The following is a 16,885-nucleotide window of genomic DNA, read 5'->3' as shown; positions in this document are numbered from 1 at the left end:
TTGAAGATAACCTTTATAAAAATGAGCGTAGTTTCTTAAGATTCCTGAATATTTGTTCTATCTCTTCTGCTTTTTTGTCCTTTTTAAAGGGCGTTTCAACGAAAAATATTAAAAAATAGCTTCAAATACTCAAATTGAGTATTGTTTTTTTGGGATTTCATCTGCAATTTTATCATGCTATTAATTAGTTCTTTGAGAGGGACCAATGATACAAGTGTCCGTTATATTGTATATGGCGGGCACTTTTTAATTAAATAAGTGTGTTTGGAATTTACTTGTGTGACTTATTTAAGTCTTATCTCTCTGATTGATTTTTTTCCAAGTTTACTTTTTACCTAACCTAGTTTCCAATTACAATAAAATCACTTTTTGTAGCTGGTGTACTTGTTGGTCAATTAACTTTTGTAAAATTTTTTAAGGTTAAGAAAAATATTAAACGGCATAATCTGCTATTTAAAAAATCAGGTTTAAATGGCAATAAAACTTTTAAGATAATGAAGTCATTTAAGCTAAATGCATTGCTTTTCTTTTTTGCAACTGGGGTATTTGCCCAACAAGCTACTTTAACTAGCGGAGGAACAGGTGTTGGAACTGGAGGAAGCTCCAATTATACCGTAGGGCAAATATTATATACTTCACAAACTGGCACAAATGGCAATAAGATCTCTGAAGGTGTTCAGCAACCCTATGAGATTTCTACTGTTTTAAGTGTTGCAGAAGCAAAAGGTATAAGTCTTGAATTTCTAGCTTATCCTAATCCTACCAGCAGTAATTTAATTGTAAAAGTGGAAAACTATACAAATCAAAATTTACAATATCAAATTTATAATGTAAATGGAAGTTTACTCCAAACTATTGAAGCTAATGGGGTTAGGGAATCGATAATTAATATGGAGAGCTATCCTAAAGCTGTTTATTTTCTAAAAGTAATAGAAGGTAAAAAAGAAATTAAGGTTTTTAAAATAATTAAAAAATAGACAAAAATGAAACGAATTTGTGCAACTGTAACGTCATTATTAATGACTTTAATATTATGGGCCCAAAGTCCAGAAATGATGAGTTATCAAGCGATAATCCGTAATGCAAGCAATGAATTGGTGGTTAATCAAGGTGTTGGTATGCAAATAAGCATTTTGCAAGGTAGCGCATCAGGAGCCGCAGTATTTGTAGAAACGCACCAAGTTAGCACCAATGGGAATGGGTTAATTACGGTTGAAATTGGGGCAGGAATAACATCTGATGATTTTTCTGCCATTAATTGGGGTGTAGGCCCTTATTTTATTAAAACAGAAACAGACCCCTCGGTTATAGGAGGTGTAAACTACACGATAACAGGGGTTAGCCGGTTACTAAGTGTGCCTTATGCCTTGCATGCTAAAACTGCTGAAGCGGTAACAGGAGTTATTGATGATGCTGATGCCGACCCTGCCAATGAAAAAATAACAAATGTTCAATTGAATGGTTCTATGTTGGAAATTACAGAAGGAGGCCAAACTTATTCTGTAGATTTAGGGTCATTAACATCTGAGGCATATAATAAGGGGTTTGCTGATGGCTATAATGCAGCTTATTCTGATGGTTATTCTGATGGATACACCGATGGTCAAATTGATGGTTATAACGATGGCTATAATGCTGCCTACGGCGGTGGCTATTCTAATGGATACAATGATGGCTATACTGATGGCTTTGTTGATGGAAGTAATAGTAATTAAACCATAATTGCGGATAAATAAATTATTGTCATGAAACCAACCAAAAAAATAATTTTAGTCTTGTTAAGCCTTGTTTTGTTTGCCTGTTCTAAAGACGAAGGAAAAGGTGAAGATAGCGGACAATTGGTTCAGGATAAGTTAACGAGGTATATAAATGAAAATAAAGAAGATAGATTAGTAAGTGAGGCCTTTGTAGCAGAAGATAATGCAACTACCTTTGTTTATGGCAAAACAGATGCCCTAGGAGAGATTGAAAGTGTTTCTTCCTTTGCCTATAGGCAAGTTAATTCTAAAGTTACCTACTACATTTTGCTGGATGATTTATCCCGTGTTACGGAAATATATTCTGAAACAGATGGGGTTAAGAATACTGAGGTTCAGGTTTTTTCATATCCGCAATATGGAATAGCCAATTCAATAGTAAAGGAACGAAATTGGTCAACAGGCGAAGAATCCATAAAACATTTCACCGCAGTTGAAATAGATGGAGACAATTTTAATGCCATTCCCATTTTAGGCAAAAGTCAATCTGCACAGGGCGTTAATTGGAATACCATAAAGGGTTGGTTGGGTATTGGGGTTGGTATTGCGGCGGCGGCAATTACTATTTATATTGCGCCAACAGTTTTGGCGGGCGTGCTGGCAGGCATATTGTTCGCTACGGCAGCATCGGCAGAAGAGCCTCCTTTAGTCAATACAAACCCTAACGCACCCATACCGCCGTTGCAGGTGGCAGACCCTTGTGTGAATTACAGTTTTAACGTTATAATTGGTGTAGACCCAGGAAACGTTCTTACCGCTATAGTTACTAATGGTAATTCTAGTAATTATACGTTTTATTGGTCAACAGGTGACAAAGCAACTACCTTAATAGGCCATACAATTACTGCCCCAGATGATAAAACATATTATGTTTTGGTTGTAGATGAAAATGGCTGTACTGCTTTTGCATCTTCACACCCATATGTTAAGCCTTTGGCTTGGTATAAAGGCACCTATACCTTAACCCCGTTCAGGACAGACGATACTGATTATTCTGAATGTGGTACACAGTTTGATGAAATCGGTCAATTTTATGTTTACCTCGCTGAGATTCAGGGTAAAAAGGAGGCTATAGTCTATTCTAAATCTATTATTGAAGGTATGCCTCATGTTTATAGCCATGCATCATATTGTTCTGATTGTACTACTATCAGTCAGTTTAATAAAGATGATTCCATCAATCCAAGACAATGGAGAGAAGTTATTGGAACAGATCCAAAAACTGGATTTGATATACCAAGGTTTTTCAGGATGTCTGAACTTAGGGTTAATGAAGCTGATAATTCTTTAATAGCAGATTCACCTAGCTGGCAAGGAGATGTAGGAGTGACGGGAAAAGGGGTGCAGACAAGTGATTCAAACATGAATTGTGCCGCGTATGGCTCCAACGCCACTTCTAATAAGATTCTTTTATTCAGTTATGACTTTATTTATAGACTAACAGACGTTAGTGCTTCTTATTTTGGTTTATTCCCCCCAGAAGAAATAACAGCTTTTGATGTGGCTAATATGGAATTTATTCTAGCACATAAAAATGAGGGTTTTTATCATATTGCCGTGGATAATTAATTATGAAGTTGTGCATTTTTAAGCTGGAAGTGTTTAAATTAATCTAAATGTTCTTTCATGTTATCTGTTGTATTCAACACTGTTGAAAACCCTCAATAAAATTAATAAACCGTCAAGAAAGGTATTTTATCGAAAAATATACATGATTGTAAATCTTATTAATAGTTTTAAGGACGCGGCTAAATGTCATTTAAGATTTTTCTCTGCACATAAACAACAACTATCTACAAGGAGGGATTGCCCATGGTAAGAAATTACTATATAGCTCTGTTGCTATTTTTTATGCTGTTTTCAGGTATTTTGAAAGCACAAATTATCTTTACAGAAGATCTCACGGTGCCTTTCGATGACGTCACTCATGGCGATTCTGCCTTTGCTGATGTAGATGGGGATGGGGACTTAGATGTATTAATTACTGGCACAAACAATTCAGGGGTTAGAATAGCTGAACTCTATTTAAATGATGGAGTTGGTAACTTTACCTTAGATGCAGGAGCACCATTTTTAGGGGTATATCAAAGCTCTGTAAATTTTGCCGATGTAGATGCAGATGGGGATTTGGATGTACTTATAGTAGGATTTAGTGTACTTAACACCTACATAGCCCAGCTCTATACTAATGATGGGTTAGGCAACTTCACTTTGGTAGCAGGAACACCCTTTATAGGAACTGCAACTGGAAACAGTGATTTTGCAGATATTGACGGAGATAATGATTTGGATTTAATAATTATTGGGAGTCAAAGTTTAGTAGAAGTGGCCAGACTCTACACAAATGATGGGGCAGGTAACTTTACCGAAGTTTTGGGTACTCCGTTTTCAGGTGTACGTTTCAGCGATTGTAAATTTGCTGATATTGATGGTGATAGTGACATGGATTTACTAATAACAGGGGTAACTTCTGCTCAAGAGATAGCCTATTTATATAGTAATGACGGAGCAGGGAATTTTAGTTATCTATCAAACCTACCGGGGGTTCAAGAGGGATCGATTGATTTTGGGGATGTAGATAATGACGGTGATTTAGATATTCTAATTTCAGGAGCAAGTGCCGGATTGCATTTAGATATTTATGAAAATGATGGTTCGGGACAATTTACTTTATCACCCAATAGTAGTGTTTTGGCAGGGTTATACCGTTGTTCTGTTGGCTTTGAAGATATAGATGGGGATGGAAATTTAGATGTGCTCGCAACAGGCACTGAAACTTCTGGACCTTCAGCATCATTATACTCTAGTGATTGCCATGGGAATTTTACCGAAATTACTGGTTTACCTTTTACAGGGGTAACTTATAGTAATCTTACTTTTGCCGATGTAGATGGGGACGGAGATCAAGATGTCTTGATTACAGGAAATACTGGAGCTGCTTACACTAACAAAGTAACTGCTTTATACTTAAACAACTCCACTCCCCAGGAACCTAGTCCCTTCATCACCACTTGGCAAACCACGGTGACTAATGAGACTGTTAAAGTTCCTATTTGGGGGACTATCACCTCTGTAGATTGGGGTGACGGTACCATAACAACAGATGGTGTACAAACACCTTCACATATTTATGCTAGTCCAGGCACCTATCAAATAACAGTTACAGGTGCTTTAACCAAGATTGACTTTTTTGCTGTTGGTTTGAGTGCTCCTAATATTTTGTCTGTAGAGCAATGGGGCTGTAGCCAATGGACAACTATGAAAGGTGCTTTTACAGCCTGTAGTAGTTTAGTAATAAATGCTCTAGATGCACCAGACCTTTCTAATGCAACGGATATAAGTAGAATGTTTTTGGACTGTACTTCTCTTGGTGGAGGAACAGGTAATTGGAATTGGGATACCGGTACAGCTACTACCATGAATTCTATGTTTTCGGGAGCTTCAAATTTTAATCTGGATATTGGGACTTGGGACACTAGTAATGTGACTGATATGGCCTTTATGTTTTGGAATGCCACCAACTTTAATCAGGATATAGGAGCTTGGGTCACTAGTAATGTAACCACCATGGCAAATATGTTTTATTTTGCATCTACTTTTAATCAAAATATTGGGGCTTGGGATACAAGTAGTGTGACCACTATGCAATGGATGTTTTATTATGCTTCTGCTTTTAATCAGGACATTGGCGGATGGAATACTGGAAACATTATCTATATGATGAGCATGTTTAGTAATGCTATTTCTTTTGACCAAGATTTAGGATCTTGGGATGTAACCAGTCTTCTTTCTGCTGGAAGTATGTTTACGGGAGTTACCTTATCTATTGCTAATTATGATAGCTTACTCATTGGTTGGGATGCGCAAAATTTAAATCCTGGAGTCCCTTTCAGTGGAGGTTTTAGCCAGTATTGTGCTGGAGCTGCTGCCCGTGCCAATATGATAGCCAGTGATGGCTGGAGTATAGCCGATGGCGGTTATGCCGGGGCCACCATTACTGATTTAGCAGACCAAACCGCAGTGGACAGCTTTACGCTTCCTGCTATCACGGGCACTAACCTCTCTGGTAATGAAGCTTATTATACCTTGCCCGGAGGGAATGGTACGATTTATAATATTGGTGATGTTATAAATTATGCCGATTTCCCGAGTTACCCTATCACCCTTTATATTTATGATGAATCCTATCCTGGTTGTGCCGATGAGCAGGACTTTTTGTTGACCTTAACAGACCCTTTATGTGATTTTATTACGACTTGGCAAACCACTACAGCTAATGAAGAAATTAGTATTCCGCTTAGTGGAACTATTTCCAGTATCGATTGGGGAGATGGTATTGTAACCACTGATGGCGTGCCTACACACACGTATGTAAATTCTGGATACTATCAGGTCATTATTTCAGGGCAGCTTAATCAAATAGATATGGGAAGTGATTCCATAGATGCTCTTAAATTAATTTCTATTGACCAATGGGGTTGTAGCCAGTGGACCACTATGCGAGAGGCATTTAAAGATTGTACTAATTTAATTATTAATGCTGCAGATGTTCCAAACCTTGGGAATGTAACAAGTATGAATGCCATGTTTAACAGTTGTAACAGCTTAGGTCAAGGAACAGGAAGTTGGAATTGGGACGTAAGCAATGTAATCGATATGTCTGGCGGTCTTTTTTTAAACGCTGCTTTATTCAACAAAGATATCAGCAGTTGGAATGTAAGCAATGTAACAAATATGGGCGGCTTATTCTACGGTTGTAGCACCTTTAATCAAAATATTGGAAATTGGGATGTAAGTAAGGTTATCAATATGGATAGTGTGTTTCAAGGTGCCAGTGTTTTTAATCAGGATATTGGAAATTGGAATGTAAGTTCGGTTACCAATATGCGCACTATGTTTTTGGCAGCCAGTGCTTTCAATCAGGATATTGGAAACTGGGATGTTAGTAGCGTTACTGATATGCATCAAATGTTCGGTGCAGCTACTGCTTTTAATCAAAATATTGGTAATTGGGATGTAGGAAATGTTGAGACTATGTTTAGAATGTTTAATGCTGCAAGTGTTTTCAATCAAGATATTGGTAACTGGAATGTGAGTAATGTCACAATTATGTATGGAATGTTTTGGGGAGCTAGTAATTTTAATACAGATATTGGAAATTGGAATGTAGTAAATGTGACAAATATGGGAAACATGTTTCGCGATGCTGTGGCATTTGATCAAGATTTGGGCAATTGGAATGTTGGCAATCTTACCTCGGCAGACAACATGTTTTTAGGAGCAACACTTTCAGTTTCCAATTATGATAGCCTATTAATCGGTTGGGATGCTCAAAACCTTAACCCTAGTGTGCCCTTCGGAGGTGGTTTTAGCCAATACTGCGCTGGGGAAGCTGCCCGCGCTAATATGATAGCCAGTGATGGTTGGTCTATTACAGATGGTGGCTATGTTGGGGCTACTATAATAGACTTGGCTAATCAAACGGCTGTTGACAGTTATACGCTACCTGCTATTAATGGTACCAATCTTTCAGGTAGCGAGGCTTATTATACCGGAATTGGTGGCACAGACACCATGTATAATGCAGGTGATTTGATTAATGCAACCGACTTCCCAAGTTACCCAATAACCCTTTACATTTATGATGAAGTCTATCCAGGTTGTGCCGATGAGCAGGACTTTTTATTGACTATAACCTGCAGTACCCTTTGGTATGCCGATGTAGATAGTGATGGCTATGGAGATTCCAGTAATAGTATTGTGGCTTGTACACCGCCACCAGGTTATGTTTCGGACAATACCGATTGTAATGATACAAACCCGTCAATTAATCCAGGGGTACTAGAACTTTGTGATGGCATAGATAATAATTGTGATGGCCAGATAGATGAAGGTTTTAGTGATACGGATGGTGATGGCATTGCGGATTGTATTGATGCAGAAGAATGCGATGGGTTGGATAATGATGGCGACGGACAAATAGACGAAGGCTTTCCTGATACTGATGGTGATGGCATTGCAGATTGTATGGATACAGAAGAGTGTGACGGATTGGATAATGATGGCGATGGTGCTGTAGATGAAGGTTTTCCGGATACCGATGGCGATGGTGTTGCCGACTGTATTGATGTGGAAGTATGTGATGGTTTAGACAATAATGGCGACGGACAAATAGACGAAGGCGTAACCACAACCTACTATGCGGATTTGGATGGCGATGATTTTGGTGATTTCGCCAATCCAATCGAAGCTTGTTCACCTCCCGTTGGATATGTGACAGATAATACCGATTGCGATGACGCCAACAACACCGTTTATCCAGGAGCTGCGGAGCTTTGTGATGGGTTGGATAACAATTGTGATGGCATAATTCCGCCCAATGAGATTGATGATGATGGTGATGGTTTCTCAGAATGTCAGGGTGATTGCAATGATACAGATAATACCATTTATCCAGGGGCACCAGAGCTATGTGATGGCTTGGATAATGACTGCGATGGAGTAATTCCGCCCAATGAAATTGATAATGATGGCGATGGTTTCTCAGAGTGCCAAGGTGATTGTGATGATACAAATGCAACAGTTTACACCGGAGCGCCTGAACTTTGTGATGGACTTGATAATAACTGTGATGGTACCATTGATGAAGGTGTAACCACAACCTATTATACAGATGCAGATGGCGATGGGTATGGAGATGTTAACGACCCTGGCATGGAAAGCTGCACGCAACCACCGGGGACTGTTACTGATAATACCGATTGTGATGATGCCGATGTAACCGTATACCCTAATGCACCCGAGATTTGCGATGGCTTGGACAATGATTGTGATGGTCAAATTGATGAAGATGTAACCACAACCTACTATGCGGATTTGGATGGCGATGGTTTTGGTGATTTCGCCAATCCAATCGAAGCTTGTTCACCTCCCGTTGGATATGTGACAGATAATACCGATTGCGATGACGCCAACAACACCGTTTATCCAGGAGCTGCGGAGCTTTGTGATGGGTTGGATAACAATTGTGATGGCGTAATTCCTGAACCCCAGATACTAGATTTAGAAAATCAAACGGTTATCAACAGTTTTACATTCCCAAGTATCGATGGGTTAAATTTATCAGGTAATGAAGCATATTATACAGAACCAAATGGTAATGGTACGGTATACTACCAGGGGGATAAAATTTATTTCACTGATTTTTCAGGCTATCCTATAACATTCTATATTTATGATATTGGCAGTTCAGGATGTGATTCTGAGGAAAATTTTGAACTCATTGTCATAGAATTGCTTCCGTGTACTTCAATAAATAATCCTGCGCCAAATGAAACAGCTGTTCCCATTGATACTGATTTGTCTTGGCAATCCGTGCCAAATGCCACAGGGTATATATTGTCCGTAGGAACAAGTCCTGAAGGAACAGATATTGTTGATGCATTAGATTTAGGCAATGCCCTAAGCTTTGATTTTTCAGACGACTTGCCTTATAATACAGAAATTTATGTTAATGTAATACCGTATAATGACACACAAATGGCTGATGGGTGCTCTGATAGTTTTGTAACTGAAAGGGAACAAGTTCCCCCACGTTTTTTTACACCAAATAATGATGGTAATAATGATACATGGGTTGTTCCAGATAGATTAAAAATTATCAGTCATATAGATATATATGATCGTTACGGTAAACTTCTAAAGGAGATAAGAGATACTGAATCAGGCTGGGACGGAACTTACAAGAACCGTTTGATGCCTGACAGCGATTATTGGTATGTAATTGTATATTATGATGGTAAGATGTTGAAAGGTCATTTTAGTTTGGTGAGATAAATATCAATTTTGTTTCAACGTACTTTGACCAAACTTAATAAGCTATAAAGTTAGTTTAACAGTTCTAATGTCCTTTCCAAAGCCATGCCACGCGAGCCCTTAATTAAAAGCGTGGCGTTCTCAATATTTGACAAATCGAAATTAGATTCAAATTCAGAAAACGACTTGTATTGTTTGGCTTTTTTAGAAGAGACTATGGCCTGATAAAAATTTTCACCCACAAAAATAATTTCGTCAATTCCCATTGAGGTTGCCAAATCTGCAATATTTTGGTGCTCTTGTTTGGCTTCTTTGCCTAGTTCAAACATATCTCCCAAAATAGCTATTTTTTTTCCTGTTTGTTGTTCAAAATTCAAAAGGGCGGCATTCATGCTGGTAGGATTAGCATTGTAGGCGTCCAAAATAATTTTGGTCGAACCTTTTTGAATAATCTGAGAGCGGTTATTGGAAGAGGTATAACTTTCAATGGCCGTTTTTATAAGGTTGTCTTCAACCTTAAAATAGTTACCTATAGCAATGGCTGCTGAAATGTTATTGAAATTATAGTCACCTATAAGTTGGCTTTTTATTTCCAGTCCATTATAACTACATCTTACAAGGGGCAGGGCAGCAACAAATTCAATGTTTACATCTGAGGTTTGATTGCTCTTTCCAAATGAAAATGTTTTGGCATTTTTGGTTTTTTCAACTTGAATAGCATCATTTGTGTTAATGATGATGGTTTTGTTATGCGCAATGAGGTGGTCATACATTTCACTCTTTCCTTTAATCACGCCTTCAACACCGCCAAAACCTTCTAAATGGGCCTTGCCAAAGTTTGTGATATAACCATAGTCGGGTTTCGCAATATTACATAAAAACGTAATTTCCTTTAAATGATTGGCACCCATTTCAACAATTCCTATTTCTGTTTTGTTGGTCATGGATAAAAGGGTTAAAGGAACACCAATATGGTTATTCAAATTGCCAATGGTGGCCGTTGTTTCATATTTTTGGGAAAGAACGGCGTTTATGAGTTCTTTTGTTGTGGTTTTTCCATTACTGCCTGTTAAGGCAATTATAGGAACGTTTAAGTATTCTCTATGGAATGAAGCCAATTCTTGAAGTGTTTTTAGAACATCATCAACCAAAATGGTTTTGGATGAAGTATTGTAAGCTGCTTCATCAACTATGGCATAATCTGCGCCCATTTCAAGTGCTTTTTCAGCATATTCATTACCATTAAAGTTTTCGCCTTTTAGACCAAAGAACATATCATTTTTTTGAAGTTTCCTTGTATCGGTGCAAACAGCATTGCATTTTAAGAAAAGGCTGTGTAAGGTTTTTAGTTCCAAATGACAATTTTTTTGATTAAAAACTAAATGTATTAAAAAAGTCCTGACTTTAGGCCAGGACTTTTTTAAATTATTTTAAAACTAAGGTTTAGTTTTTCTTTTTGGTTTTTGATTTGCTTTTTGAGCCTACACGAGACATAGCACATCTAAATCCAATATAGTCTGTTGCCATATCTTGTGGGAAGTAGCGTCTTTGAGCTGGGTCTAACCAATATTCTCTATCTTTCCAAGAACCACCTTTATAAACTCTAACCTCATCGTTGATTAGAGAAGATCTATCATTCGCTTTATCGTACTCTCTTACAATATTTCCAAGAGAATCTCTTGTAATACTGTGTTTTGGTGAGTTGTACATCTTTCTGGTTTGAGAAGCTTCACCTTCTTCATTTTCCTCGTCATCGTTAAAACTTTCGTAGTGACGAGATGAACGTTTATCTCCGTCTCTAAAGTTTATTTCATTGCTCTTATCAAAGTTTGTTCTTAAATAAGTTTCGTTTATGTCAACAGGAACCTGTAAAATTTCACCAGGTAAGTTTCTAGCAACAACTTTACCATTCGATAAAGTATCATATACAATATCATCAACAGTAACAACTTTTACGGTGCCGTCTTCATTAACTGCGTTTTTAGTATAAACGTTACCACGGTAGTAGTTAAAGTCGTTAAACTCGTCATCTACAATAGGTCTGTAAACGTCAGCAACCCATTCGGCAACGTTTCCTGCCATGTCGTACAAACCATAATCGTTTGGCTCATAAGATTTAACGGCATTTGTGATATCTGCGCCATCATCAGACCAACCTGCGATTCCGCCGTAATCACCTTTACCTTGCTTAAAGTTAGCTAATTGGTCGCCACGGTATTTTCTAGAACCGTTACGGGTATATTGTCCATCCCAAGGGTATTTTTTACGTCCACGATATAAGTTGTAGCTTCTAATTTCACTTAAACCTAAAGCTGCGTATTCCCACTCAGTTTCAGTTGGTAGCCTATACTTGGGTGAAATAATTCCAGTCTCACGAGTAGCATAAATTCCAGTTTCGTTACCATCAGCGTCAACTCTTACATTTCGTCTTCCACGACCATCTGGTCTTGTAATTTCTTCATTGCCACCATAGGTTAATGACGGAGCGTTAATGTAAGTGTCAGTACTGAAAGTTTGTTCAGCATCTACATCAGTAACTTTGGCATCTCGTTTTAAATAACCAGCTTTTTCCAAATTGTACTCATTAACACGGTCTGAACGCCAGTTTGCAAATTCAACCGCTTGAATCCAACTTACACCAACTACGGGGTATTCTCCATAACCTGGGTGACGTAAGTAGTTGTCTGTCATAACTTCGTTGAACCCTAAACGATTTCTCCAAACTAAAGTGTCTGGTAAGGCCCCTTGGTAAATGGCTCTAAAATTATCTTCAGAAGGTGGATAAACACGTTTAATCCAATCTAAGTATTCCATGTACATGGCATTGGTAACCTCAGTTTCATCCATATAAAAAGACTGAACGTGCTGCTGATTAGGGCTATTGTTCCAATCATGCATAACGTCGTCTTGAACACGTCCTTTAGTAAATGTACCGCCTTCAATAAAAACTAAACCTGGGGAAGTTTCTTGTTCTTTGAAATCGGTATTGTATTGAAATCCGCCTTCTCTGGAATTGATTTGCCATCCAGTAGCTCTGGAGCTGTTCTTAGAACTTGAAGATTTCTTGCAACTAGTTGTAGAAACTATTAGCGCTAAAACTAATAGAAACTTTAATGCTACTACGTTTTTCATATCCATACTTTTAAGTAAGCTAATAAATTTTGGTGGTGCAATATAATAATTAAACCTTACAATGCAAGCTATTTTTTGCATTTTAACCAAAAAAAAGTGTATTTCATCCTATTTTTTAGTCCGTACATCGATGTTTTTGCTGTTTTTCACCGTTGTTTTGTGTTGTATTAACGTGTGTTTTCCAAATTTATTATTGTATTTTTGGCTCAGTTTTACAAATTGTTGTTTTCTTTAATAATAACAAGGTGTTCATGACGTTATTTTAGCAATGAAAAAGAAAATTCTATTAATACTGCTGATGGTATCGGCTGTAGTGTTTGCCCAACAAAAAAAGTATAGCATAGCTTGGGAAGCATCCAAAACACTAGCGGTTGGTAGCAAATCTTTGCAGGTTCCTTCCTTTGAAAAGGATCGTTTTGTTTACAATTTTGATACTGGCTTGCTGTTTGTCGACCAATGGGAAACGAAAAGTTCAATTGATGAAAATTCGGTTTCACTAACAAATATTTCCTATCAATCCATTTCCAAAAACGAACTAAAGGACTTGGATTTAAACAGCATACCGAATGAATTGTCTTTTAGTCTAAAGAATTCTTCTTCTAGAAATAAAACATATGCCATGTTTCAATTATCTCCAATCGTAAAGGATAATAATGGAACATATAAAAAAGTTGTTGGTTTTCAGCTTAATTATAAAATCGGATTGAGCAATGTTAATTCTTCAATTTTAAAAAAAGGATTGAGCAATACGGAAGCATTATCTAATTCGGTTTTAAATTCTGGGGAATGGTACAGATTTTATGTTGAAAATTCGGGAGTTTTTAAATTGTCAAGAGGTTTTTTGCAACAATTGGGTGTTAATGTTAATAGCGTTGACCCGAGAACCATTAAGGTTTTTGGCCATGGTGGACGCATGATCCCTCATTCCAATGCAGTACCTTATCCGTACGATGTCCCAGAAAATGCCATTAAGTTCGTGGGAGAAGAAGATGGTGTGCTAAATAATGAAGATTATATTTTGTTTTACGCCGAAGGCCCAACGGGTTATAACACAGACAGTAAAACGCATATTAATTGCTATACCGATAAGACCTATTATTATATTAATGTAAGTCCGGGTAATGGAAAACGTATTCAGGAGTTTTCTCAACCAACAGGTGCTCCCGATATGTTTATAGACACTTTTGAAGACTACCAGTTTCATGAAATAGATGAACATAACCTAGTTTCCTTGGGTAGGCGTTGGTTTGGAGATCGGTTTGACGTAAGCAATAAGAAGGAGTTTGAGTTTGATTTTCCTGATTTGGTTACATCACAGCCCTTAAAATTGACCGTAATTGTAGCTGCGGCAGCAAAATCGGCCAGTGCCATGAATGTTAGTGTTAACGGAAATAGTCTTGCCACGCTCTCACTTTCAGGGGTAAGTAGTCCAACATATGCCAGTGGTGCTACGTATCCTAACAACAATGTTAGCGTTAGCTCGCCAAAAGTTACGGTTGAGCTTGATTTTGATAACAAGGGAAACCCAAGCACTTTGGGGTATTTAGATTATATTTCGGTTGAAGGCATCAGAAATTTGAATTTCAACAATAAGCAATTTAAATTTAAGAACAGTGAAGTTGCAACGGCATCAGGTATTGTTCAATATAACATTAGTAATGCTCAAAATCTATCGCAAGTTTGGGATGTAACAGATATTTATAATGTATCAAGCGCTGCAAATAATGATAAAAGTGTAAACTTTAGCTTCAATGCGGCACTAGGAAGTTTAAAGACTTATGTGGCTGTGGCGCCTTCGGATTATTATACGCCAAAACTTGATGGAAAAACAACCGTGGCGAACCAAAATATAAAGGGCTCTATTTTACAAAATGAACAAGGAGAGTTTGTTTTAGATTACATTATTGTGGCTCCAGATAATATGATGGCTCAAGCAGAGCGATTGGCTCAAATTAATAGAGACCAATATAATTTAAATGTCATGGTTTTTGCACTGGATGAGATTTATAATGAATTTAGTTCCGGAAACCCAGACATTGGTGCGATAAGAAATTTGGTGAAGTATGTTTATGATAATCCTAGCACTGATAGACCTTTGAAGTATTTGTGCCTGTTTGGTGATGGCTCTTTTGATTATAAGGATAGAACACCAAACAATACCAATATTGTGCCTTCATGGTATTCTTATGAAAGTTTTAGTTTGGCGACTTCATTTGTTTCCGATGATTTTTATGGAATGATGGGCAATAATGAAGGGACAATGGGTACTTCAGATGGTTTGGATATAGCCGTGGGAAGAATTTTGGCCGATACACCACAGCGTGGCAAAGAGTTGGTTGATAAAATTGCAGCATACCATGCCAAGGAGTCTTTAGGCAGTTGGCGAAATAATTTTGTGGTCATTTCTGATGATGTTGATAAGGATTGGGAAGGATTGCTTCAGGAAACTACAGATATGGTTGGTAATTTGGTTTCTGATAATAAACCATTCATCAATGTGGTCAAAATACATTCTGATGCTTTTCAACAAGAGTTCTCAGCAGGTGGGGAAAGATATCCTGAGGTAACCACAGAAATTGCCAATGCGGTTGACAACGGTGCTTTAGTCGTTAATTACTTTGGGCACGGTGGTGAAGATGGTTTAGCGGAAGAGCGAATTTTGCTCAAACCTGATGTAGAGAATTTCCGAAATTACAATAAATTGAACTGTTTTGTTACTGTAACGTGTGAGTTTACCAGGTTTGATAATCCCTACAGGCAAACGGCTGGCGAATTTACGTACTGGAATAAACAGGCAGGGGCCATTGGCTTAATTAGTACCACACGTCAGATTTTTGTGAGCTTTGCCATTTCATTTAACAGTGTTTTAGGACAGTATTTGTTTTCATATAGTGATAATGATGCATATGGGGATTATGAATATCCATCAATGGCTGAAGCACTTAGGTTGGCCAAAAGTGACCCAGGAGTTTCTGGATCTAGTCAAAAAAGGTTGGTGTTTTTTATAGGTGATCCGGCCATGAAGCTGACATTTTCAAAACCGGAAATAAGACTTACCAAAATAAATGATGTGCCAATTGCCCAAGCTGCTGATACCTTGAAAGCCTTGAGTTATGTGAAAATGGCTGGTGATGTTACAGATTTATCAGGCAATGTTTTAACTGATTTTAACGGAACCCTTTCAACAACCATATATGATAAAGAAATTGAAAGGCAAACACTGGCCAATGACGGCACTAGATTAAATGGACAACTCGTTCAAATGGATTTCACGACCCTTGGTGAAATTATTTTTAGAGGTCAAGCATCTGTTAAAAGCGGACAATTTGAGTTCGATTTTGTTGTTCCCAAAGACATTGGTATTCCTGTTGGTTTTGGAAAGGTTAGCTTTTATGCTAAAAACGAAGAATTGACCCAAGACCGGGCAGGAGCGAGTGTAGATATGGTGAAAATTGGGGGTTTGAATGAAAATGCCCCAGAAGACAATACGGGACCGGTTATTGCGCTATATATGAATGATGAGAGTTTTGTGTCAGGTGGTATTACCAATGAATCCCCTACTTTGCTTGCCAAACTTGAAGATGCTAATGGAATTAATACTGCAAGCGGCATTGGGCATGATATTGTGGCCATAATTGATGGTGATGAAACTAACCCCATTATTCTAAACGATTATTATCAAACCGATGTGGATGATTACACCAAAGGTACTTTAAGCTTCCCGTTCAGGGATTTAGAACCTGGTTTGCATACCTTAACCCTCAAAGCCTGGGATGTTTATAATAATTCATCAATTACAGAAATTCAATTTATAGTTTTTGATAAAGATCAAGATTTAGTCATCAACAATGTGCTTAATTACCCAAATCCGTTTGTTAATTACACAGAATTTTGGTTCAATCACAATAGTTCGGAACCTTTGGACGTTTCAATACAGATATTCACAGTCTCTGGAAAATTAGTGAGAACTTTAAATGGACAAACAACAGGTGGGTTTACATCACCTAGTTCGTTGTCTAGAGATATTGTTTGGGATGGAAGGGATGATTTTGGTGATAAAATAGGTAAAGGGGTGTATGTGTACAAAATGAGGGTACGTTCCAACTTATTGAATAAGACCGTAGAAAAAATTGAGAAACTTGTAATACTATAATAAAAATTTATATTTGCTAACTAAAAAT

7 protein-coding genes are annotated in these 16,885 nt (G+C 37.6%); 5 read left to right on the top strand and 2 right to left on the bottom strand.

Annotated elements, in window-relative coordinates; all coding sequences use genetic code 11:
- Positions 1-494: 494 nt before the first annotated feature.
- The 4 genes from WJN01_RS01485 to WJN01_RS01470 all read left to right on the top strand — a co-directional run bounded on the left by WJN01_RS01485 (position 495) and on the right by WJN01_RS01470 (position 9,593).
- On the top strand, positions 495-977 hold the full coding sequence (locus WJN01_RS01485) for a T9SS type A sorting domain-containing protein (RefSeq protein ID WP_445195387.1): 483 nt from the start codon (positions 495-497) through the stop codon (positions 975-977).
- Positions 978-983: 6 nt separating this feature from the next.
- Complete coding sequence (locus WJN01_RS01480) at positions 984-1,715, top strand: DUF8740 domain-containing protein (RefSeq protein ID WP_445195386.1); 732 nt, start codon at positions 984-986, stop codon at positions 1,713-1,715.
- Between the two features lie 30 nt (positions 1,716-1,745).
- Positions 1,746-3,326, top strand: coding sequence for a hypothetical protein (locus WJN01_RS01475; protein ID WP_445195385.1), 1,581 nt, complete (start codon positions 1,746-1,748; stop codon positions 3,324-3,326).
- 243 nt (positions 3,327-3,569) lie between these two features.
- Positions 3,570-9,593 carry a BspA family leucine-rich repeat surface protein gene (locus WJN01_RS01470; protein ID WP_445195384.1) on the top strand — a complete coding sequence of 2,008 codons (6,024 nt, stop codon included), beginning with the start codon at positions 3,570-3,572 and terminating at the stop codon, positions 9,591-9,593.
- Positions 9,594-9,643: 50 nt separating this feature from the next.
- On the opposite strand, the gene WJN01_RS01465 is transcribed toward WJN01_RS01470, so the two are convergent.
- Both WJN01_RS01465 and gldJ read right to left on the bottom strand, forming a co-directional pair.
- Positions 9,644-10,927 carry a UDP-N-acetylmuramoyl-tripeptide--D-alanyl-D-alanine ligase gene (locus WJN01_RS01465; RefSeq protein ID WP_445195383.1) on the bottom strand — a complete coding sequence of 428 codons (1,284 nt, stop codon included), beginning with the start codon at positions 10,925-10,927 and terminating at the stop codon, positions 9,644-9,646.
- An 88-nt stretch (positions 10,928-11,015) separates the two neighbouring features.
- Positions 11,016-12,710, bottom strand: coding sequence for a gliding motility lipoprotein GldJ (gene gldJ, locus WJN01_RS01460; RefSeq protein ID WP_445195382.1), 1,695 nt, complete (start codon positions 12,708-12,710; stop codon positions 11,016-11,018).
- 262 nt (positions 12,711-12,972) lie between these two features.
- Between gldJ and porU the strand changes: the two genes are divergently transcribed.
- Positions 12,973-16,857 (top strand): type IX secretion system sortase PorU, encoded by a 3,885-nt coding sequence (gene porU, locus WJN01_RS01455; protein WP_445195381.1) that lies wholly within the window; start codon positions 12,973-12,975, stop codon positions 16,855-16,857.
- Positions 16,858-16,885 lie beyond the last annotated feature (28 nt).

Source organism: Tamlana sedimenti (assembly GCF_038148895.1).
Taxonomy (GTDB): domain Bacteria; phylum Bacteroidota; class Bacteroidia; order Flavobacteriales; family Flavobacteriaceae; genus Tamlana.
The sequence above is the reverse complement of the archived record's forward strand: the minus strand, read 5'-3'. Positions and strand labels throughout refer to the sequence as shown.